Source organism: Serratia silvae (assembly GCF_023282985.1).
Classification (GTDB): domain Bacteria; phylum Pseudomonadota; class Gammaproteobacteria; order Enterobacterales; family Enterobacteriaceae; genus Chania; species Chania silvae.
The window spans coordinates 1-22,061 of sequence record NZ_JAGQDC010000033.1; the positions used below are offsets into that span (position 1 = coordinate 1).

The 22,061-nt window shown below is 52.9% G+C and carries 21 protein-coding genes; 8 read left to right on the top strand and 13 right to left on the bottom strand.

What is annotated here, in order from left to right:
- Positions 1–565 precede the first annotated feature (565 nt).
- The 5 genes from fabY to typA all read right to left on the bottom strand — a co-directional run bounded on the left by fabY (position 566) and on the right by typA (position 5,485).
- Complete coding sequence (gene fabY, locus KAJ71_RS22605; protein WP_248947706.1) at positions 566–1,513, bottom strand: fatty acid biosynthesis protein FabY; 948 nt, start codon at positions 1,511–1,513, stop codon at positions 566–568.
- 14 nt (positions 1,514–1,527) lie between these two features.
- Positions 1,528–1,965 (bottom strand): D-aminoacyl-tRNA deacylase, encoded by a 438-nt coding sequence (gene dtd, locus KAJ71_RS22610; RefSeq protein WP_248947707.1) that lies wholly within the window; start codon positions 1,963–1,965, stop codon positions 1,528–1,530.
- Positions 1,962–2,855, bottom strand: a complete 894-nt coding sequence (locus KAJ71_RS22615) for a virulence factor BrkB family protein (RefSeq protein ID WP_248947708.1) — start codon at positions 2,853–2,855, stop codon at positions 1,962–1,964. The genes dtd and KAJ71_RS22615 overlap by 4 nt, the downstream gene beginning before the upstream one ends.
- A 50-nt stretch (positions 2,856–2,905) precedes the next feature.
- Positions 2,906–3,496, bottom strand: a complete 591-nt coding sequence (gene yihX / locus KAJ71_RS22620; protein ID WP_248947709.1) for a glucose-1-phosphatase — start codon at positions 3,494–3,496, stop codon at positions 2,906–2,908.
- A gap of 165 nt (positions 3,497–3,661) precedes the next feature.
- Positions 3,662–5,485: a ribosome-dependent GTPase TypA gene (typA, locus tag KAJ71_RS22625; protein WP_248947710.1), complete on the bottom strand. Its 1,824-nt coding sequence runs from the start codon at positions 5,483–5,485 to the stop codon at positions 3,662–3,664.
- Between the two features lie 370 nt (positions 5,486–5,855).
- Here typA and glnA point away from each other — a divergent pair, with 370 nt between their 5' ends.
- From glnA to KAJ71_RS22645, 4 genes are all read left to right on the top strand, one after another.
- Positions 5,856–7,265, top strand: coding sequence for a glutamate--ammonia ligase (glnA, locus tag KAJ71_RS22630; protein ID WP_248947711.1), 1,410 nt, complete (start codon positions 5,856–5,858; stop codon positions 7,263–7,265).
- 194 nt (positions 7,266–7,459) lie between these two features.
- Positions 7,460–8,509, top strand: a complete 1,050-nt coding sequence (gene glnL / locus KAJ71_RS22635; RefSeq protein WP_059199302.1) for a nitrogen regulation protein NR(II) — start codon at positions 7,460–7,462, stop codon at positions 8,507–8,509.
- Between the two features lie 10 nt (positions 8,510–8,519).
- Positions 8,520–9,932, top strand: coding sequence for a nitrogen regulation protein NR(I) (glnG, locus tag KAJ71_RS22640; RefSeq protein ID WP_248947712.1), 1,413 nt, complete (start codon positions 8,520–8,522; stop codon positions 9,930–9,932).
- 116 nt (positions 9,933–10,048) lie between these two features.
- Complete coding sequence (locus KAJ71_RS22645; RefSeq protein ID WP_248947713.1) at positions 10,049–10,171, top strand: YshB family small membrane protein; 123 nt, start codon at positions 10,049–10,051, stop codon at positions 10,169–10,171.
- A 34-nt stretch (positions 10,172–10,205) separates the two neighbouring features.
- Here the strand turns inward: KAJ71_RS22645 and hemN are convergent, their stop codons facing one another.
- Together hemN and yihI are read right to left on the bottom strand one after the other, a co-directional pair.
- On the bottom strand, positions 10,206–11,579 hold the full coding sequence (gene hemN, locus KAJ71_RS22650; protein WP_248947714.1) for an oxygen-independent coproporphyrinogen III oxidase: 1,374 nt from the start codon (positions 11,577–11,579) through the stop codon (positions 10,206–10,208).
- Between the two features lie 186 nt (positions 11,580–11,765).
- Positions 11,766–12,314 carry a Der GTPase-activating protein YihI gene (gene yihI, locus KAJ71_RS22655; protein WP_248947715.1) on the bottom strand — a complete coding sequence of 183 codons (549 nt, stop codon included), beginning with the start codon at positions 12,312–12,314 and terminating at the stop codon, positions 11,766–11,768.
- A gap of 744 nt (positions 12,315–13,058) precedes the next feature.
- Between yihI and yihA the strand changes: the two genes are divergently transcribed.
- Complete coding sequence (yihA, locus tag KAJ71_RS22660) at positions 13,059–13,706, top strand: ribosome biogenesis GTP-binding protein YihA/YsxC (protein ID WP_248947716.1); 648 nt, start codon at positions 13,059–13,061, stop codon at positions 13,704–13,706.
- 304 nt (positions 13,707–14,010) lie between these two features.
- Here the strand turns inward: yihA and spfP are convergent, their stop codons facing one another.
- The 3 genes from spfP to KAJ71_RS22670 form a co-directional block, all read right to left on the bottom strand.
- Positions 14,011–14,058: a small protein SpfP gene (gene spfP / locus KAJ71_RS23745; RefSeq protein ID WP_071892919.1), complete on the bottom strand. Its 48-nt coding sequence runs from the start codon at positions 14,056–14,058 to the stop codon at positions 14,011–14,013.
- A gap of 200 nt (positions 14,059–14,258) precedes the next feature.
- Complete coding sequence (polA, locus tag KAJ71_RS22665; RefSeq protein ID WP_248947717.1) at positions 14,259–17,054, bottom strand: DNA polymerase I; 2,796 nt, start codon at positions 17,052–17,054, stop codon at positions 14,259–14,261.
- 402 nt (positions 17,055–17,456) lie between these two features.
- A complete protein-coding gene (locus KAJ71_RS22670) occupies positions 17,457–17,696 on the bottom strand; it encodes a hypothetical protein (RefSeq protein WP_230326676.1) in 240 nt (79 codons plus the stop codon).
- Here KAJ71_RS22670 and yihG point away from each other — a divergent pair.
- Complete coding sequence (gene yihG, locus KAJ71_RS22675) at positions 17,608–18,444, top strand: 1-acylglycerol-3-phosphate O-acyltransferase, YihG family (RefSeq protein ID WP_248947722.1); 837 nt, start codon at positions 17,608–17,610, stop codon at positions 18,442–18,444. The two genes, KAJ71_RS22670 and yihG, sit on opposite strands and share 89 nt — an antisense overlap.
- A 49-nt stretch (positions 18,445–18,493) precedes the next feature.
- On the opposite strand, the gene dsbA is transcribed toward yihG, so the two are convergent.
- From dsbA to KAJ71_RS22690, 3 genes are all read right to left on the bottom strand, one after another.
- Positions 18,494–19,117 carry a thiol:disulfide interchange protein DsbA gene (gene dsbA, locus KAJ71_RS22680; RefSeq protein ID WP_024482970.1) on the bottom strand — a complete coding sequence of 208 codons (624 nt, stop codon included), beginning with the start codon at positions 19,115–19,117 and terminating at the stop codon, positions 18,494–18,496.
- A 29-nt stretch (positions 19,118–19,146) separates the two neighbouring features.
- On the bottom strand, positions 19,147–20,133 hold the full coding sequence (locus KAJ71_RS22685; RefSeq protein ID WP_248947718.1) for a serine/threonine protein kinase: 987 nt from the start codon (positions 20,131–20,133) through the stop codon (positions 19,147–19,149).
- 93 nt (positions 20,134–20,226) lie between these two features.
- Positions 20,227–20,496, bottom strand: coding sequence for a YihD family protein (locus KAJ71_RS22690; RefSeq protein ID WP_248947719.1), 270 nt, complete (start codon positions 20,494–20,496; stop codon positions 20,227–20,229).
- A gap of 151 nt (positions 20,497–20,647) precedes the next feature.
- Here KAJ71_RS22690 and mobA point away from each other — a divergent pair, with 151 nt between their 5' ends.
- Together mobA and mobB are read left to right on the top strand one after the other, a co-directional pair.
- The gene (gene mobA / locus KAJ71_RS22695) at positions 20,648–21,238 is read left to right on the top strand and encodes a molybdenum cofactor guanylyltransferase MobA (protein WP_248947720.1); all 591 of its coding nucleotides are present in this window, start codon (positions 20,648–20,650) and stop codon (positions 21,236–21,238) included.
- A complete protein-coding gene (gene mobB, locus KAJ71_RS22700) occupies positions 21,235–21,756 on the top strand; it encodes a molybdopterin-guanine dinucleotide biosynthesis protein MobB (RefSeq protein ID WP_248947721.1) in 522 nt (173 codons plus the stop codon). The genes mobA and mobB overlap by 4 nt, the downstream gene beginning before the upstream one ends.
- Positions 21,757–22,061 lie beyond the last annotated feature (305 nt).

Here is a 22,061-nt window from a genome sequence, read left to right on the forward strand (position 1 = left end):
GTTACTCCCGGATTAATGCAGTCAGTATAAGTATGGCACTGTCTACCTTAGGAAGGGGCGTCCATCACATCATTACAGTTGCTGTTGGATAGTATCTCGATCCGCCGGGCTGAGCATATTAGCGCCAACAGCCGAACTGAGGGAAAGAAACAACCATGACACTGCCAACCGCGGAGCTACTGAGTCCATTCAGATAAACCGATTTAATGATTTTTCGGCATTCTAACGACAGAATTCAACGTCAGACAAGCAAAGGATCATGACTTTGCGGGGCTTGAAGTTACTACAATTGGGATGAATCTTGTAATGAGGCGAGGCAAATTTTATTAAACCGTTTTAAGCCATTTACTTCATTTACTGTATATAAATCAAACAGTCAATTATGCTAAAAAGGTAAGAACTTTCTGGCCAAAAAATAATCGGCAACTGTGCTACCTTCACTACGAACGATTAAGCTATCCATTAAGCCCAACCCGTTACCGTTAGGTGGGCGCAACATGCAGCGCCCCACCTGGATAGGTTTGGTCACAGAGTCCTTATTCTTTCTGCCCACACGGCTTGATGCTCAGTCCGCTATCGCCTCTGAACCGCCCTTATCCAACGGCTCCTCCGGCTCGGCTGGCAGCACCATATAGGTGCCCTCAAAGACCGCCCCTTTGTCGTCGTCACCGAATAAATGCACCTCTGCCTGCACGCGCGCCCGGCGTCCACGAGCCAAACGGGCCAGATCGCCACTCAGTGAGCTCAGATCGGCAACGGCTCTCGGCCTGCCGGTGATCGGTTTGCTGTAGCGAATATGGGCGTCCGCCAGAATAATCGTGCCACCCAGGTGACGCTCACGCAGCAGCAGCCAGATCAATCCCCAGGCGGTCAACGTCGCCAAGGAGAACAGGCTACCGGCAAACAGCGTATGGTGCGGATTCTGGTTGCCCACTTCCGGCATGGTGGTAACAAAACGCTGGCCGGTATATTGGCTGATGCGCACCCCCATCTTTTCACTAAGCGGGATATGTTCATACCAAGCTTGCTGCAGCTGCCCGCACCAGTCGGGGCGATGCAAAATATCGTCCAGCGTAGCTACCGGTTTACTCATCAGGTAATGGCGGATCGGCGTGGTTTGCGGCGCGGTGATTTCGCCCTGGTTGATAAAACCCAGCTTGGCAAAAAAGTCCACCGCATCCTCACGGGCGCTACACACCACACGCTTCACCCCTTCCTGGCGTGCTACCGACTCCAGGGTCATTGCCACCAGAGTTCCCAAGCCTTTGTCCTGCACCGTTGGATCGACCGCCATGAAGCGGATAGCGGCTTCGTTATCAGCATTGATATACAGGCGGCCAATGGCCACAATCCGGCCGTTCTCATCCACCACCATTTGATGGTGCGCCATGGCGTCGTAGGCATCCTTTTCCGAACCCACCGGCTGGTGTAATGGCTTGCGCAGCATCTCCCAGCGAAACTGGTAATACTCTTTCAGTTCTTGTTCTGTAACGGGTACTCGTAGGTGATACATAGACGCCTTCTCTCTTAAACCTGAAGCCAGAACGTTACCGGGCCATCGTTCACTAATGCCACCTGCATATCGGCGGCAAACTCACCGGTCTGGGTTTCAATACCACGTTCCTGACACTGCTCAACAAAATAGCGGTATAACCGATCGGCCTCCTGCGGCACCGCACCGCGTGAGAAGCTTGGCCGCATGCCTTTTTGGGTATCGGCCACCAGGGTGAACTGCGATACCACCAACAGGCTGCCGCCAGCCTGTTGAACATTCAAATTCATCTTGTCATCCTCGTCGCCGAAGATGCGATACCCCAGCACCCGCTCACACAGGCGTTGGGCTTTTTGCTCGCTATCATCCTGCTCAACGCCCAATAACACTAACAAACCGGGGCCAATCTTGCCTACCGTCTTACCTTCTACCGTGACGCTGGCGTTTAATACCCGTTGAATTAACGCAATCATAACGATCCTTCCTGCTCCTGTTTTTGCTGTTGTTCTGCTTTCTGCTGCCGGTAAAGGCGGTACTCGCTCAGCGTAGCGGTGATTTCGGCACCCAATAACACGATACACCAGCTCCAATAGACCCATAAAAATAAAATCGGGATCACCGCCAGCACGCCGTAGATCAGCTGGTAAGAGGGGAACATGGTGACATACAGCGCAAAGCCTTTCTTACCCAACTCGAACAGCACCCCAGCCACCAGCGCCCCGACCAATGCATCTTTCGCAGGCACGCGTACCGTGGGCACCACGCTGTATAACAACCAGAAAGAGACCCATGACAGGATCAGCGGGAAGATGCCCAGCACCTCATCCACCAGGCTGTTAACGCCGGTTTGCGCTAACCAGTTTAGTGACAACAGATAAGAGCTGATTGCCATACTGGCTCCCACCAGCAGCGGGCCGAGGGTCAGCACCATCCAGTAAATGGCAAAGGAAACCACGATCGGCCGTTTGTTCTTACTGCGCCAGATGATGTTCAACACGCTATCCACCGAAGAGATCAGCAGCAGCGCGGTAACAATCAGGCCGCAGATCCCAACGGCGGTCATCTTGCTGGAGTTGGCAACAAACTGCTCCAGGTAACGTTGCAGCACGTTACCGGCAGCGGGCATAAAGTTGGAGAAAATAAAGCTTTTCAGCTGGACGCTGATATCCGCAAACATCGGGAAAACGGCGAACAACGCAAACACCACAGTGATCAGCGGCACCAGCGAAAGTAGCGAGACGTAGGCCAGATGGCCCGCCAACATGGTCAGGCCATCCTCATCAATACGTTTAATCAGCAACCGCCCAAAAGTGATCCCGGGTTTGATCGACGATGGCAGCTTTTTGCGGCGGAAAAACGACATATCTTCATCCTAAATGTCAGTCTGGACGCCTTAAGCTTAACGTACGGTGATCATTGAGCAAAATAAGCCGGCACAACCTGGCGATCGATGACCTGCACTGCCTTGATCCCCAGCGCTGCGGCCGCTTCTACATTAGCCGCCACATCGTCAAAGAATACCGCCTGATCGGCTGCAGTGTTTTCCGCCTTCAGTACGTGCTGATAGATCTTGGCATCGGGTTTACGCATGCCAAGATCCTGCGACAGATACATGTGGTCGGCCGCTTCAGCGACCTGAGGGTAGTGCTGAGGCCAGTAATTGCAGTGCAGGCGGTTGGTATTCGATAACACCACCACGCGATGCCCTTCGTTGCGCAGACGGTGCATAATTTCGATCACTTCAGGGCGCAAGGCGACAAACACCGCCTGCCAGCCGGTGGCGAACTGTTCGAAGCTGAGCGCTATCCCCATCTCCTCACACAGTTTTGCCGCAAAGTCTTCGTCGCTGATCTCGCCGCGCTCGTGCTGTTGGAATACTTCACCCATGCTAAAACGTTCGGACAACGTCGCCAGCGGCGTGCCACTCAGGTTGCTCCACACGCCCAGTACACGTTTGAAATCGATATCGACAATCACATTACCTAAATCAAAGATATACAGCATAGTCCTCTCCCATGGGCCAGTGAGATTTCACTGTAACGGGAAAAGTTAAGGCTGAACAGGGAGCAGTGTGAAAAGCGCATGGCGCGCCGCAGAAAGGGGGAAAGACAGAGGAAAAAACTCAGGGCGCTGTGACACGCCCTAAGTATTGCGGATTAAATCGGCGAATTAAGCGTCTTTAGGACCGCGGTTGGCACGCTTACGATCGTTTTCCGTCAGGTGACGCTTACGGATACGGATCGAGATTGGCGTCACTTCTACCAGTTCGTCATCATCGATGAATTCCAGAGCCTGCTCCAGAGACATTTTGATGGCCGGAACCAGGGTAGTTGCTTCGTCGGTACCCGATGCACGCATGTTGGTCAGTTTCTTACCGGTCAGGCAGTTCACGGTCAGGTCGTTAGAACGTGAGTGGATACCGATGATCTGGCCTTCATACACTTCAGCACCGTGGCCCAGGAACAGCTTACCGCGATCTTGCAGACCGTACAGAGCGAACGCTACCGCTTTGCCCTGGCCGTTAGAGATCAGCACGCCGTTCTGACGCTGGCCCACTTCGCCCTGACGAATATCATCGTAGTGGCTGAAGGTGGAGTACAGCAGACCAGTACCAGAAGTCATGGTCATGAATTCGTTACGGAAACCGATCAAGCCACGGCTTGGGATCACGTAATCAAGACGCACACGGCCCTTGCCATCTGGATCCATGTTTTTCAGGTCAGCTTTACGCTCACCCATTGCCTGCATCACAGAACCCTGGTGCTGCTCTTCGATATCCAGCGTCACGTTCTCGAATGGCTCTTGCTTGCGGCCATCGATTTCACGGAAGATAACTTTCGGACGGGAAACCGCCAGCTCAAAGCCTTCACGACGCATGTTTTCGATCAGTACCGACAGGTGAAGCTCACCACGGCCTGAAACACGGAATGCATCAGCATCTTCGGTTTCTTCAACGCGCAACGCCACGTTATGCACCAGTTCCTTGTTCAGACGCTCAAGGATTTGGCGTGAAGTCACGAACTTGCCTTCTTTACCACAGAACGGCGAGGTATTGACGTTAAAGAACATGCTTACGGTAGGTTCATCAACCGACAGTGCTGGCAACGCTTCAACCGCGTTCACATCACAAATGGTGTCAGAGATGTTCAGCTCGCCCAGGCCGGTGATGGCAACGATGTCGCCCGCTTCGGCAACGGTGGCTTCGATACGTTCCAGACCCATATGGGTCAGCACTTTACCGATTTTACCGTTACGGGTTTTGCCTTCGCTGTCAATCAGGGTGATCTGCTGGTTAGGCTTAACTTTACCACGCTTGATACGGCCGATGCCGATAACGCCCACGTAGTTGTTGTAGTCCAGCTGCGAGATCTGCATCTGGAAAGGTGCTTCCAGCTCAACCTGCGGCGCAGAGACGTGATCGACAATCGCCTGGTACAGCGGAGTCATGTCTTCGGACATATCGTTATGGTCAAGACCCGCGATACCCATCAATGCGGATGCATAGATGATTGGGAAGTCGAGCTGTTCGTCGGTAGCGTCCAGGTTAACGAACAGGTCGAAGACCTGATCCACAACCCAGTCAGGACGTGCGCCAGGGCGGTCAACCTTGTTGATTACCACGATCGGTTTCAGACCATTAGCAAACGCTTTCTTGGTCACGAAACGGGTTTGCGGCATTGGGCCATCCATTGCGTCCACAACCAGCAGCACCGAGTCGACCATTGACATCACGCGCTCTACCTCGCCGCCGAAGTCGGCGTGTCCTGGGGTATCCACGATGTTGATGCGGTAGTCTTTCCAATTAATGGCGGTGTTTTTTGCGAGGATGGTAATCCCACGCTCTTTCTCCAAATCGTTGGAGTCCATTACGCGTTCTGTCGCTTCTGAACGCTCTCCGAAAGTACCGGATTGTTGCAGCAACTTGTCAACCAGGGTGGTCTTACCATGGTCAACGTGGGCAATAATGGCGATGTTACGCAAATTTTCGATCACAGCTTTGCCTCAGGCATTAGAAATAGCGCGCTATTGTACACGTATTAAGCGAGGGACTAAACAAGATCACAACACTCTCTTATAAACAACTGTGTACAGGCTAGTTTGTGATCCCTTTCACGGTGCAAAAAGCAGCAATCGATGATGTTTTGCACCATTCCAGTGCCCCGAACCAGGTTATTTGCACCACCATAGTGCATTGCATCGCTAATGGTGCATACTGGCAAAGAGCAAAACCCGCACAAACCGGCGATTTTTTCGCTTTTATAAAGTTGGCACAGTTTTCGCTTTAGTCTACACAGGGCAAAAACAGGCCATCACACAGATTCGTTCCACGACGATGACAACGATAAATCCGGGAGAGTTAAGTATGTCCGCTGAACACGTTTTGACGATGCTGAATGAGCATGATGTGAAATTCGTAGACCTGCGTTTCACTGACACCAAGGGTAAAGAGCAACACGTCACCATCCCTGCTCATCAGGTAAATGCCGACTTCTTCGAAGAAGGTAAAATGTTTGACGGCTCCTCAATCGGTGGTTGGAAGGGCATCAACGAATCTGACATGGTACTGATGCCAGACGCCAGCACGGCGGTTCTGGATCCGTTCTTCGAAGAATCTACCCTGATCATTCGTTGTGACATCCTCGAGCCAGGCACCATGCAGGGCTACGATCGTGACCCACGTTCGATCTCCAAACGTGCTGAAGACTTCCTGCGCTCTTCCGGCATCGCTGATACCGTGCTGTTCGGGCCAGAGCCTGAGTTCTTCCTGTTTGACGACATTCGTTTCGGTAGCAGCATCCGTGGCTCGATGGTAGCTATTGATGATATCGAAGGCGCATGGAACTCCAGCACCAAACTCGAAGGCGGCAACAAAGGCCACCGTCCAGCGGTAAAAGGCGGTTACTTCCCAGTGCCACCGGTCGACTCTTCACAGGACATCCGTTCTACCATGTGTCTGACCATGGAAGAAATGGGCCTGGTGGTTGAAGCTCACCACCACGAAGTGGCAACCGCAGGTCAGAACGAAGTGGCTACCCGCTTCAACACCATGACCAAGAAAGCCGACGAAATCCAAATCTACAAATACGTGGTTCACAACGTGGCTCACGCGTTTGGCAAAACCGCGACCTTCATGCCTAAACCGATGTTCGGCGATAACGGCTCAGGTATGCACTGCCACATGTCACTGTCCAAGAACGGTACCAACCTGTTCGCTGGCGACAAGTACGGCGGCCTGTCTGAAATGGCGCTGTTCTACATCGGCGGCATCATCAAGCACGCTAAAGCAATCAACGCCCTGGCCAACCCGACTACCAACTCATACAAGCGTCTGGTCCCAGGCTACGAAGCGCCGGTTATGCTGGCTTACTCTGCCCGTAACCGCTCTGCGTCAATCCGTATCCCAGTGGTTGCCAGCCCGAAAGCGCGCCGTATCGAAGCCCGCTTCCCGGATCCAGCGGCTAACCCATACCTGTGCTTCGCCGCGCTGCTGATGGCTGGCCTGGATGGCGTGATCAACAAGATCCACCCTGGCGATGCCATGGATAAAAACCTGTATGATCTGCCGCCGGAAGAAGAAGCTGAGATTCCAAAAGTGGCTGGCTCACTGGATGAAGCGATGGCCGCGCTGAACGAAGACCGTGAATTCCTGACCCGCGGTGGCGTATTCACCGACGACGCGATCGATGCCTACATCGAACTGCGTAAAGAAGAGATGGATCGCGTGCGCATGACGCCACACCCGGTTGAGTTCGAACTGTATTACAGCGTTTAAGCCATACCCGCGCTGTCTACGGATGGCGCATCGCTCGCTATTTATCTAAGCCGTTTTTTTGTTGCCGTGGAAACTTTTAGCCCATCTTCGGATGGGCTTTTTTCTCCACCGTATGTTCTGCAAAACTATTTCATACCGTGATGGTTGCGGATGGAGTAGGATGGATGCACTAAAAAGGTGCAGGAGACTGCTGTATGGCAACCGGCAAGCTGCCCGATGCTGGGCAGATCCTCAATTCTCTCATCAACAGCATTTTGCTGTTGGATGACACACTGGCGATCCACTACGCCAACCCGGCGGCACAACAGCTGCTGGCACAGAGTTCTCGTAAACTTTTCGGTACACCGCTGCCCGATTTACTCGGTTATTTTTCGCTGAATATCGATCTGATGCGCGAAAGCCTGCATGCCGGCCAGGGCTTTACCGATAACGAAGTGACCCTGGTGGTCGACAGCCGCGCCCATATCCTCTCCCTGACCGCTCAGGCGCTGCCAGAAGGCTTTATTCTGCTTGAGCTGGCCCCAATGGACAATCAGCGTCGCCTCAGCCAGGAGCAGTTACAGCACGCTCAACAGGTTGCGGCTCGCGATCTGGTGCGTGGCTTGGCCCATGAAATCAAAAATCCGCTCGGCGGTTTGCGGGGTGCCGCGCAGTTGCTGGCCAAAGCCTTGCCAGACCCTTCGCTGACGGAATACACCAAGGTGATCATCGAACAGGCCGATCGGCTGCGTAATCTGGTAGATCGCCTGCTAGGGCCACAGCGCCCTGGCCAGCATATTACCCAGAGTATCCATCAGGTAGCGGAACGAGTCTTCCAATTGGTGTCGCTGGAGAAACCCGATAACGTCACGCTGGTGCGTGATTACGATCCTAGTCTGCCGGAACTGGCGCACGATCCCGATCAAATCGAGCAGGTGTTGCTCAATATCACCCGCAACGCGCTGCAAGCGCTGAGCGAAACCGGTGGCACCATCACGCTGCGCACGCGTACCGCGTTTCAGATCACCCTGCACGGTACCCGCTACCGGCTGGCGGCACGGATCGATGTTGAGGATGACGGCCCGGGCGTACCGGCCCAGTTGCAAGATACCCTGTTCTACCCAATGGTCAGCGGCCGCGAAGGCGGTACCGGCCTGGGATTATCCATCGCCCGTAATCTTATCGATCAGCATTGCGGAAAAATTGAATTTAACAGTTGGCCAGGTCACACCGAATTCTCGGTTTTCCTGCCTATTCGCCAGTGAGGTTTGTGCTATGCAACGAGGGATAGTCTGGATCGTCGATGACGATAGCTCCATCCGCTGGGTGCTCGAACGTGCACTTACCGGAGCCGGGGTGAACAGCGTCACCTTCGACAACGGCAATGCCGTGTTGGAAGCATTGGCAACGCAAACCCCCGACGTGCTGCTGTCTGATATCCGCATGCCGGGTATGGATGGCCTGGCACTGCTCAAGCAGATCAAACAACGTCATCCGATGCTTCCGGTCATCATAATGACGGCACATTCGGATCTGGATGCGGCGGTTAGCGCCTATCAACAAGGTGCGTTCGATTACCTACCAAAACCTTTTGATATTGATGAGGCCGTCGCGCTGGTAGAACGTGCCATCAGCCATTATCAAGAACAGCAGCAACCCGCTCGCAGCCAACCCGCCAACGATCCCGTCGCCGATATTATTGGTGAGGCCCCGGCAATGCAGGATGTGTTCCGCATTATCGGCCGCCTGTCGCGCTCCTCCATCAGCGTACTGATCAACGGGGAGTCAGGAACCGGGAAAGAGTTAGTCGCCCATGCGTTGCATCGCCACAGCCCGCGCGTCAAATCACCCTTTATCGCCCTGAACATGGCCGCGATCCCCAAAGACCTGATCGAATCTGAACTGTTCGGCCATGAGAAAGGGGCGTTTACCGGCGCCAATCAGATCCGTCAGGGCCGTTTTGAACAGGCCGACGGTGGCACGCTGTTCCTGGATGAAATCGGGGATATGCCGCTGGATGTGCAAACCCGCTTGCTGCGCGTGTTGGCTGACGGCCAGTTCTATCGCGTGGGTGGCTATGCGCCGGTGAAGGTAGACGTGCGTATCATTGCCGCCACCCACCAGAACCTGGAGTTGCGCGTCCAGGAGGGTAAATTCCGTGAGGATCTGTTCCACCGCCTGAACGTGATCCGCGTACATCTGCCGCCTCTGCGTGAACGCCGTGAGGATATTCCGCGCCTGGCGCGCTACTTCCTACAGGTGGCCGCGAAAGAGTTGGGTGTGGAGGCGAAGAACCTGCATCCGGAAACCGAAACCGCCCTCACCCGTTTGCCGTGGCCAGGCAACGTACGTCAGTTGGAAAACACCTGCCGCTGGCTGACCGTGATGGCCGCCGGGCAAGAAGTGTTGATCCAGGATCTGCCATCAGAGCTATTTGAAACCGCAGCGCCACAAACCAGCAGCCACGGCCTGCCGGACAGTTGGGCAACGTTGTTGGCACAGTGGGCCGACCGCGCATTACGTTCCGGTCATCAAAACCTGTTGTCCGAAGCTCAACCGGAAATGGAGCGTACCTTGCTCACCACCGCGCTACGGCATACCCAGGGGCACAAGCAGGAAGCTGCCCGCCTGTTGGGATGGGGCCGCAATACCTTAACGCGTAAGCTGAAAGAATTAGGGATGGAGTAAGAGAGGGACGTTAGATGATTAAAAATACAATCTAGCGCACAAAAAACCAGCGATTGAAGGCTTTTACAGGGTATGCGGCAGCAGTATGATCGGAACGCAAACTCAGGAGGCTTTTGATGCTGGATACATTCATCGTCTTTCTTACCCAGGGCGCAGACATCGGCTCTGCCGTCAGCCACTCGCCGCAGGTGGCCGTTGCCACGGTGTTGTGCGCCGCACTGATTAACTTCTTTAGTTAACCACAGCCGCTCATCACGGCCGTGGTGCTATGCGTCAGATAACCCGGGAGAACTGCTGGGCGCGGGCCTGTTTACGCAGGTAGATATCGAAGCACATGCAGATATTACGGATCAGCAAGCGCCCACGAGGCGTGACGCGGATGCCGTGATCATCACGCTCCACCAGCCCATCACGTTCAAAAGGTGCCAGCAATTCCAGATCGGCGGCAAAGTAATCCGCAAACGCAATGCCGTATTGCTGCTCAATCGGTTGATAAGCCAGTTGGAAATTACAGATCAGCGTCTTGATCACATCACGGCGCAGACAGTCATCTTCCGTCATCGCCAGGCCACGCCACAGGGCGTTCCCCTGCGCTTCCACGTTAGCGTAATACACCTTCAGCTCTTTCTGGTTCTGCGCGTAACTGTCACCCAGCATGCTGATGGCGGAAACCCCCAGACCTAGCAGATCACTGTCGCCTTGAGTGGTGTAACCCTGGAAATTACGGTGCAGCTTGCCTTCGCGCTGGGCAATGGCCAGCTCATCGTTCGGCCGGGCAAAATGGTCCATGCCGATAAACTGATAGCCCGACTCCGTCAGCGAAGCGATGGTTTGCTGCAGAATATCGAGTTTCTGCTGGGCGCTAGGTAGATCGGCGTCCTTGATTTTACGTTGGGCAGCAAACAGGTTCGGCATATGAGCGTAGTTAAATACGCTCAGGCGATCCGGGTTTAGCTCCGCCACTCGCTGCAGCGTGAAGGCAAAACTTTCTGGCGTCTGCTTCGGCAGGCCGTAAATCAGATCGATATTGGTCGAGTTGAAGCCAAGCGCTTTAGCCCGGGCGATCAGGGCAAAAATGAATTCTTCATCCTGCTCGCGGTTAACCAGACGCTGCACTTCTTTATTGAAGTCCTGCACCCCCATGCTAAGGCGGTTAAAGCCTTCGGCACGCAAGTGGTCCAGCACGTCCAGCTCGATTTCCCGTGGGTCAACTTCGATCGACATTTCCATTTCTGGCTGGAAATCAAAGTGCTGACGTAGCATGGCAACCAGGCGGCTGATTTGCTGCTTATCCAGATAGGTTGGCGTACCACCACCCCAATGCAGCTGGCTGACCTTGCGGCCGGCAAACAGGGGGGCACGGGCGATGATTTCCCGTTCCAATACGGTCAGATACTCATCGGCCTTGTGCGTCTGACGCGTGACCAGCTTATTGCAGCCGCAGAAATAGCAGAGCTTATGACAGAAGGGAATATGGACATACAGCGACAGCGGGCGCTCAGGATAGCGCGTGGCCGCACGTTGGAACGCGGCTTCGTCGTAGCCCTGGTTAAACTCCAACGCCGTGGGGTATGAGGTGTAACGCGGGCCTGAATAGTTATATTTTTGGATCAGGGCCAAATCCCAGACAATGGTCTGTTCTGACATGCTTGCTCACTCCTTCCGATATTTTTTCCTACCGGGCCGGGAAATGGGCAGTTGTCTACGCTGTCTGGCCGCGGAAGCGCTGCGAAAACGCGTTTTGCGCTTCGACAGCCGCCATAGTTTACCGAATAACCACAGTAGATAACATGTCAACAGTAGGGCTATTGCCGGGATCAGCCACATAACCGCTTAAAATACGTCTTTCGGGTTACCGCCTTTCAGCAGTTTCAGAATATCTTCCTGCTTCTCTTCCTGCTCTTCGTCGTCTTCATCACCCAGTTCGATGCCCAGCTGTTCCATCAGCGCATCGATACGATCCAGGGTTTGATCGACATAAGCCTGATCTTCTGCATTCAGCGTGGCGCCTTCGTCCAGGCGATCCAACAGAGCATCCAGGCGCTCATCGTTTTCCAGCTTGGTCAGTTCTTCTTCCGGCGTGAGACGCGGTTTTTCTGCCTTCGGTTTTGGCTGCGGCTTAGTCGCCTTCACTTTAGCGTCAACCACCAGCGCAACCGGCACTTTACTGCCGAGGCGAGGATCTTTGGGCTGCGCACCGGTTTTATTTTTCTGGTTGGCAGACTCAACCTGGGTACGTGAACCGGAAGCCAGGCCACGGCGCTTTTTCAAACGCTTGCGCTCGCGCGCTTCCTGATCGAGCTCCACACGACTTTTCTTTTTACTTTTTGACGTCGCCGCGCTGCTGCGTGGGCCGCGAGGTGCTTTTGATGGCTGGTTCATAGCTTTTACTCTTAGGTATGTAGATCCAGTATAGAATTGCTATACGGTTGCGGCGGAATCTAGCAGAAAGCAGACAAAGAAAAAAGGCGGCAGGTTAAAACCTGCCGCCTATTTCGCACCTTCAGTCGAAGGATATTCTTGCTCCGCGCTCCATGCGCACACTCAACATCCCGGTCTTTCCATCTGCGATAACCGCGCTCCCTGCTACTACGTCTTTCATCCTGAAAGAAAAAATCATCCGTGCTGCGACCCATTCGCTTCCACTCTTCCTGAGTGCGCTTCCCGCGTGCGTCCAATTGCAGTCACTTCTTCATCCCTGTACTATTCGTGCGCTCCGGCACCAATAGTTTCAATTCCATCTGACATCATCCTGGTACTCATTACACTGCCTGTGTATTCCCTGAGATTTTTCACCCTTCCTGGATGTTCCTGTTTCCTTGGCCTCCTGCCTTGCAACCTACTTTACGCTTTTATGGGGTGTGCTCAAGATACCTACTGACGGCTTACGGCGATCTTTTACTTATCGAAATTACAATTCATTGTTTTATATAAAATAAAATATTTAAAGCTTTCGAATAAAGCGACATTACCCCCAACTCGAATGGTCAATGTCTCACACGGTAGGCGCTTTCTTGCCATAAGGGTTCGATGGATAATCGCTTAAAAACCGAGAAACACACCCTTTTACCTCTGATGCAGTTATAATCGCCCACCAGATAGCCATCCTCACGGAGACGAAAAATTTTGACCAGCAAGAACTACAATTACCATGTGACCCATTTCGTCACCAGTGCGCCCGATATTCGCCACCTTCCGGGGGATGAAGGTATTGAGGTTGCGTTCGCCGGCCGCTCCAACGCCGGTAAGTCCAGCGCACTGAATACCCTGACCAATCAGAAAAGCTTGGCTCGTACCAGTAAAACGCCGGGCCGTACCCAGCTGATTAACCTGTTCGAAGTCGAAGAAGGTATTCGCCTGGTCGACCTGCCAGGCTATGGTTATGCCGAAGTACCGGAAGAGATGAAAAAGAAATGGCAGCGGGCATTGGGTGAATACCTGCAAATGCGTAACTGCCTGAAAGGCCTGGTGGTGTTGATGGATATCCGCCATCCGCTCAAAGACCTGGACCAGCAGATGATCCAATGGGCTGTCGATGTTGGCACGCCAGTACTGGTTCTGCTGACCAAGGCCGATAAACTGGCTTCTGGTGCCCGTAAGGCGCAACTCAATATGGTGCGTGAGGCCGTGCTGTCGTTTATGGGCGACATTCAGGTGGAAGCCTTCTCGTCACCGAAAAAGATCGGCGTCGATAAGCTTAGCCAGAAGTTGAATACCTGGTTTAACGAGATCCCACCGGAAGTGCTGCCGGAAGACGATATCGGCGGGGAATGATAACCGCAGCTAGATTTCGTAGAGGCGCCGTATGCTGCGCCCAATGAGCCGATGCTGAGACATCGGCTTTTTTACGCCCACCGTTCGCCATATCAGGCATTATTTCGTTATCTAATTACAATTTTGACTAAAAACCATCACAAAAACTTATGGCAGATGTTGCGCTGTCAGGAGATAAATGCAGATAAATCAGCCAAGGGAACGGCGGGAGAGAGAAAGGTGAGGATAACTAAAATCGATGGTTTTGACGTTGTTTTTACAATAAAAAACGCCCCAGTCAATACTGACTGGGGCGGCTAAATATTCAGCCAAATCCGATTACGTGAAGTAAAAGGTCTGAAAGATAGAACATCTTACCTCTGTACCCTACGCCTGTAACTCTACATCATTTTTTCACGCTGCAAAAGAATTTTTTGTAGTTTACTTACACGATCCAGGCACTAAGACCGGCAATTTAGCCGAAACAATCGCCGGAAGATGTTGCTCAATTACCAAAAGTGCTTACGTTTTCGCCAGTTAGAGAAAACGGGTATTCACGTATCACCAGGGTAATCAGTGAGCCTCATCCCAGTTTTTACCTACGCCAATATCCACCCGCAATGGAACCGCCAGCTGCATGCTGTTTTCCATCAACTCATGAATGCGCAGGCTGGCCTCTTCAATGGCCGACTCGTGGATTTCAAATACCAGTTCATCGTGTACCTGCATGATCATGCGCACTAGCGGCTGCTCAGGCCCTCGCAGCCAGGCATCCACCTCAATCATCGCGCGTTTGATGATATCCGCAGCAGTGCCCTGCATAGGGGCGTTAATCGCCGCTCTCTCGGCCGCCTTGCGACGCATACCGTTGCTGGAGCGAACGTCCGGCAGATATAACCGGCGGCCATCCAGCGTGCTGACGTAGCCCTGCTCGGCAGCCTGCTGACGAGTGCGCTCCATATACTCCAGCACACCAGGATAGCGCTCGAAGTACAGATCCATATAGCGCTGCGCTTCGCCGCGCGGGATCCCCAACTGGCGAGCCAAACCGAATGCGCTCATGCCGTAGATCAGGCCAAAGTTAATCGCCTTGGCACTGCGGCGCTGTTCGTTGGTGACCTTCTCCAACGCCAGACCAAAGACTTCTGCCGCCGTTGCCCGGTGTATGTCCTTACCTTCAGCAAACGCCTTGAGCAAGCCTTCGTCCTGCGATAAATGAGCCATGATGCGCAACTCAATCTGCGAGTAGTCCGCAGCGACAATACGGTAGCCCTCTGGCGCAATAAATGCCTGACGGATACGGCGCCCTTCATCGTTACGTACCGGAATGTTTTGCAGGTTTGGATCGCTGGATGACAGACGACCAGTGGCGGTGACGGCTTGATGATAAGAAGTATGCACCCGCCCGCTAACCGGGTTGATCATCAACGGTAGTTTGTCAGTATAGGTGGTTTTCAGCTTCGCCAGGCCACGGTATTCCAGGATCACTTTCGGCAACGGATAATCCAGCGCCAACTCGGCCAGCACTTCCTCATTGGTAGAAGGAGCACCACCTGGGGTCTTTTTCAGCACCGGCAGCTTTTGCTTTTCGTACAAAATGGCCTGCAACTGCTTGGTCGAGGCCAGATTGAACGGTTCTTCTGCCAGCTCATGGGCCTGAACTTCAAGCTCGCCAAGGCGCTTGGTCAACTCAATGGAGTGAGCAGCGAGGATATTAGGATCGATCAGCACCCCGGTGCGTTCGATATGGGAAAGCACCGGTAACAGCGGCATTTCAATCTCATTGAATACCGTCAGCAGGCCTTCACTCTCTTTCAACTGCGGCCATATCGCCAAATGAAGCTGTAGCGTAACGTCGGCATCTTCTGCCGCATAAGGGCCCGCCTCTTCAAGAGCGATCTGGTTGAAGGTTAGCTGTTTTTTGCCTTTGCCCGCGATCTCTTCGAAGGTAATGGTTTTATGGCCCAGGTAGCGATCGGCCAGGCTATCCATATCGTGACGGCCACTGACGCTGTCGAGCACGTAGGACTCCAGCATGGTGTCGTAGGCGATACCGCGTAGATCGATGTCATAGCGCGCCAGCAGGCTCTTATCAAACTTCAGGTTCTGCCCCACCTTCAATGCCTTCTCATCTTCCAGCAGCGGCTTCAGGGTGGCCAGCACGTGGTTACGATCCAGCTGTGGGGGAGCATCCAGATAATCGTGTGCAACCGGCAGATACGCCGCCACGCCTGGCTCAATGGCAAAAGACAGGCCGATCAGGTTGGCCGTCAGGGTATCCAGGCCGTCAGTTTCGGTATCGAAGGCGAAAACTTCGGCCTGTTTCAGGCGCTGCATCCAATCGGCGAAGGTTTCCTCATCCAGAATGGTGACATAGCCTTCCTGCGACAGGGTAGGCTCTACAGCGGCTCTTGGTGCTTCTGCCGTTGCGGCTGGCTTGGCCGCCGCGCTGGCCTTACGGCCTGGCCCTTTGTTTTCTAACCAGGTCCCCGCTTCAACATCAGCCATCCAGCGTTTGAACTCGTAGCGCTTAAACAGCGCCTGCAGTTGATCGACATCCGGTGGGCTCACTTCCAGCTCACTGCATTTCAGATCCAGTTCAACATCAGTTTTGATCGTCGCCAGTTTGTAAGAGAGGTAGGCCACCTCTTTATTCTGCTCCAGCTTGGCCGCCATGGTCTTGGCACCGCGGAAACTTAGCGTGGCAATGCTATCCAGATTGGCATAGAGCTGATCCAGGCCCCCTAACCCTTGCAACAGAGCCTGGGCCGTTTTCTCACCCACCCCTGGCACGCCAGGGATGTTATCTGAGGAATCCCCCATCAGCGCCAGGAAATCGATGATCAGTTCAGGAGGGATGCCGTATTTATCACAGACCTCCTGCGGGCCGAGGATGGTATTGTTCATGGTATTGATCAGGGTGACATTCGGCGTCACCAACTGAGCCATGTCTTTGTCGCCGGTACTGATCAAAACGGCATGACCCGCTTTTTCTGCCTCTAGCGCCAGGGTGCCGATCACGTCATCGGCCTCTACGCCAGGTGTAACCAGCAGCGGTAACCCCATGGCTTTAACCATCTGATGCAGCGGTTCGATCTGCGCTCGCAAATCGTCCGGCATCGGTGGCCGATGTGATTTATATTCGGCAAACAGCTCGTCACGGAAGGTCTTCCCTTTGGCATCAAACACCACCGCCACATGGCTGGGGGTATACTGCAACAGCAGGCTGCGCAGCATGTTCAGCACACCATACATCGCTCCCGTCGGCTCACCGACCGAGTTTGTCAGCGGTGGGAAGGCATGGTAGGCACGGTAAAGGTAAGAGGAACCATCCACCAGGATTAATGGGTTTTCTGCAATCTGGGCCATAACGTTTCTTTTTCGTGAAAAGGACTGGGGTAAGCATGCCATAGCTAGCCGCTGGTGACGAACCTTAGCGTGCAATATGGCCAAATTAGATGAGATACTGTGAAGCGATCCGCAAGGCCCTGCCTGTGGATAACTTTGTGCATAGTTTAGCGACTGAATTATAACGAAGATAATATCGTTATAATGGGAAATAAAATTCCTAGACAAATCACACTGTTGAAAGAGGGGGTTGGCGGTTTTGCTATTTATCGTGTTTTCGGTAATTTGTGGATATAACTGGGGCCGGAGTTTAATCGCACGTTTAATCAATTTAGGCACCTCAATGACCATAGCACAAGATTGAAAACCTGCACGCCAACGGCAAACAACTGGCAATTTCTACCCGGTTAAGATCGCTTACTTTTAGCCGCGTATTCTTGGCCGGGATTCTGTTAAAATATTTTTTTGTTGGTACGTACTGACGTATCTAACGATGTTTCCTTCAACCGTCAGCACTAAACCCATGCCAAAATTGCTAGCCCCTGTTATTTTTATCTTTTCTGCGCTGCTTGCCATTGGCGTAACGATGCTGTGCTCCATTCCCATTGTTTTGGCCGGTATCATTAAGCTTTTGATCCCCATACCCGCGGTTTGGCGATACATTTCAGCCTTTGCTGACCTGATGATGTGGTGCTGGTGCCAATGCCTGGCGGTATTGTTACGAATTAACCCCCGCATGCAATGGGATATTCAAGGGCTGCACAGGCTGGAGAAGAAGAATTGGTATTTGCTGATCAGCAACCATGAAAGTTGGTCGGACATTGTGGTGCTGTGTGTGTTATTCCGTCACCATATACCTATGAATAAGTACTTCCTGAAACAGCAACTGGCCTGGATCCCCTTCGTCGGCTTGGCCTGCTGGGCGCTGGATATGCCTTTTATGAAGCGCTACTCGCGGGCCTATCTGCACAAACATCCGGAAAAACGCGGCCAGGATATCGAAACCACGCGGCGTTCCTGCGACAAGTTTCGCCTGCGCCCGACCACCATCGTCAATTTCGTTGAGGGCTCTCGTTTCACCGAGGCCAAGAAAATTAAAACCCGCTCCCCATACCGCAATTTGCTCGCCCCCAAAGCTGCCGGGATCGCCTTTACGCTTAGCGCACTTGGTCAGCAATTTGATAAGATCCTGAATGTCACCTTATGCTATCCGGATAACCGTGAGCATCCCTTTAGGGATATGTTGTGCGGTCGATTGCAACGGGTTGTCGTCAGGATTGAATGCCTGCCGATTGATGAATCGCTGCACGGGGATTACTTCAATGACAAACTGTTTAAACGTAAATTCCAGATTTGGCTGAATACGTTGTGGCAGGAAAAAGATGGTTTGCTTGACAGGCTCAAGCGTTAATAAGTTAAAAAAAACGCCGGGTTAACCGGCGTTGATTTCTTGCTGCGGGTTACTTTTGTTCGGTCAGGAACTTCACGACATCAGCAAATTGCTTGACGTAAACGTCCATGCTGCTGGTATCCAGGCCATCGTTTTTCACCATGTATTTGCCGTTAACAAATACCGCTGGCACGCCACGCAGTTGCAAATCTTCTGCCGCTTTCTCTTGCTGAGCCACCAGAGATTTCACCACGAAGCTGTTTAAAGCCGCGTCATAGTCTTCGCCTGCTACGCCAGCATTGACGAATACCTTGCGGATATCGTCAGGCGTTTGCACGGTTTGAGTTTTCTGAATCGCTTCAAACATTGGCTGAGTAATTTTGTCTTCTACACCCAGAGCCATGGCAACTGCCCAGGCTTGAGTTAACTGCTTACCCAATGGACCCAGGAATTCCACATGGTATTTGGTCATCTTGGTGCCTTCAGGCAGCGCTTTTTTTACCGCATCAGAGATATGGTAAGTCTCTTCAAACTGGTAGCAGTGCGGGCAGTAGAAAGAGAAGAATTCCAGCACCTGTGGTTCGCCAGTTACCGGCTTATCCAAAGTGATGTATTGCGTACCGTCACTGAATTGCGCAGCGGAGGCACTGAATGCCATCACCATACCTACGAGTGCCAACCAAATTTTTTTCATAACACTAAACTCTCCATTATGTTAATGCTTCAATACATTGGCATGAGCTGCAGAGGAGGTTCCTGCAACAGCTTAACCTGTTCAGTAAATGCCGCAGTCTGAGATAACCAGAAATCAGACTCCGCCATCCACGGGAAACTTTTTGGAAACGCGGGATCCTGCCAACGGCGTGCTACCCATGCCAGGTAATACACCATGCGCATAGCCCGCAAGGGTTCGATCAACGCCAGCTCGCGCTGATCAAATTCGGCAAATTCGCCATAGGCCTCCAGCAGGATATCCAGCTGCATCAGCCGATCGCGACGTTCGCCGTGTAACAACATCCACAAATCCTGTATTGCTGGCCCGTTGCGTGCATCGTCAAGATCGACGAACAGCGGCCCATCACGCCACAAGATATTGCCTGGGTGGCAATCGCCATGCAAACGCAGCGGCTGCCAATCCAGCTGCCAGTGCGGTTTGATAGCGTCAATCAGCGTATCCGTAGCCCGCAGAAAAGTCTCGCGCTGGGCCTTGGGAACTAAATCACAGCTGGCCAGAACCTGCCGTGGCTCCGTGAGATACTCTTCAATGCCAATGGTCGGCCGTTTGGTAAACAGGCTTTCGCCACCCACCTGGTGGATACGGCCAAGAAAACGCCCGACCCACTCCAGCTGTTCCAGATTATCGATCTCATACTGTCGGCCACCGACGCTCGGAAATACGGTAAAGAAAAAACCTGCATGGGTGTGCAGCGTATTTCCCTGTAATACCAGTGGTGCGACAGCCGGAATTTCGTTGTGCGACAAATCTAGTGCGAACCGGTGTTCCTCACCGATTTGCTCTGCACTCCAGCGTTCTGGGCGATAAAACTTCACCACGTAACGCTGACGATCTTCATCCATAAACTGGTAAACGCGGTTTTCATAGCTGTTGAGCGCCGTCAACCCAGAATCAACACGCAAACCTATCCCTTCCAGCGCATCCATAATCAGATCGGGAGAAAGGGTTTCAAAATTAAATGCAGAGTTGTTCATAACAACCGTTCAGTTCGCCAGATGACAACAGCGTGCCAAGAATAAGAAAGAGTAGCACTAATCACCGCCACTGATGACCGCACCGCATGAATGCTAATCTTTTATCACGCCACGGGCACGCAGCAACGCCGTTTTAAAGTCGTCTTCGTAGTCTTTCTTCAAGCCTGGGATCTGTTCTGTGCCCGCACTGCCGCGCATTTTCAGGTGATAGATCAAGATGTCATCGCTCAGATCGCTTAACTCACCCTGAAAACCCGCTTCCTGCGCCAGCTTTTGCAAAAACTGAATCAGGTTGAGATCGGGATCCTGCTGCCAGGCCGGGTGCAAAAGCTCAATCAGTTCGTTTACGCGATGCGTTTTCATATCAAAATATCATCCAGTGAAGTGATAAACCCACAAAGTAACAGGCTTGACTACGTAGTGAAAGAACCAGCGTGTCAATAAAGGTAAATCATGATGTCTGAACAGATTTAGCGCTACAATCAGGGCATTGGAGAGGGGCAGGATGATGACTATGCATGCAAATATAACCGGCGTTATTCTGGCCGGTGGACGCTCTACCCGCATGGGGGGGAAAGATAAGGGATTGGTGCAAGTAGGGGATAAAACCCTATACCAACACGTCTTGGGCCGATTAACACCACAAGTGAGCCAGGTGATCATCAGCGCCAATCGCAATCAGCTATGTTATCAGCAAAGCGGCTTAGAGGTCGTCGGCGATCTGACCGCAGATTACCCCGGCCCTTTAGCCGGTATATTGGCAGGCCTCACTTATGCCCGCACACCATGGATTGTCTGTGCACCCTGCGACGTTCCCGACTTCCCTCTCAACCTGGTAGAACAGCTTTGGCTGCATAAGGGCAATGCCTTGGCCTCCTATGCCAGCGACGGTGAGCGTGAACATCCCACCTTCGCTTTACTGCATACCAGTCTGGCAGAGGAACTCACCCGTTATCTAACCCGAGGGGAACGCAAATTGATGCTGTTCATGGCGGCTATTGGTGCACAACAGGTGGTGTTCAGTGGGCAGCAAGAGGCTTTCCGTAATTTGAATACCCCGGAAGATTGCCTGCTGTGGCAGCAGGAAAAAGGGGGTGATCAATGACGGGCTTAATGCCCCCCTTGCTGGCTATCGCCGCCTATAGCGGTACAGGTAAAACCACGCTACTTAAGCAATTGATCCCGCTATTAAAACAGCAGCAGGTGCGCGTTGGCCTGATCAAGCATACCCATCATGATATGGATGTAGATACGCCGGGTAAGGACAGCTATGAACTGCGCAAGGCCGGTGCAGACCAGACGCTGGTTGCCAGCGATCGGCGCTGGGCATTAATGAGCGAAACACCGGAGCAACAGCCTTTAGATCTCCAGTATCTAGCCAGCAGATTCGATCACAGTAAGGTGGATTTGATCCTGGTGGAAGGGTTCAAACATGAGCCGATCAGCAAAATTGTTCTCTATCGCGAGGAAGTCGGTAAACCACTTGCAGACATGTTGGATCAGCACGTTATTGCCGTGGCCAGCGATAAGAAGATAGAAGGTGTTGCGCCGTTACTGGATATCAACCAGCCTGAAACGATCGCTGGGTTTATTGTTCAGTGGTTGAAACAGGCAAAGGCATAGTCCCCTCACCTTCTCCCACAGGGAGAGGGAACCGATCGAGCTCGCTGCTATTCCTGCGCAATACCCCCATTTTCTTCTTGCTCCCAACGTTCTGAAGCAGCACAGGCTAATACTTGCCGAAGCCGCACTACTCTCACTCATCCACGACGCCGGACAGCTCCCTCTCCCCTACACAAGTGTTCAGGATATTCTCGGTTGGTACTCTGGGAGAGGGTGGGGGTGAGGGGCATTTCCATTTCCGACCCATAGCAAAAAGCCCCATGCTTTCGCATGAGGCTTTCTACTTAATTGATGCCTGGCAGTGT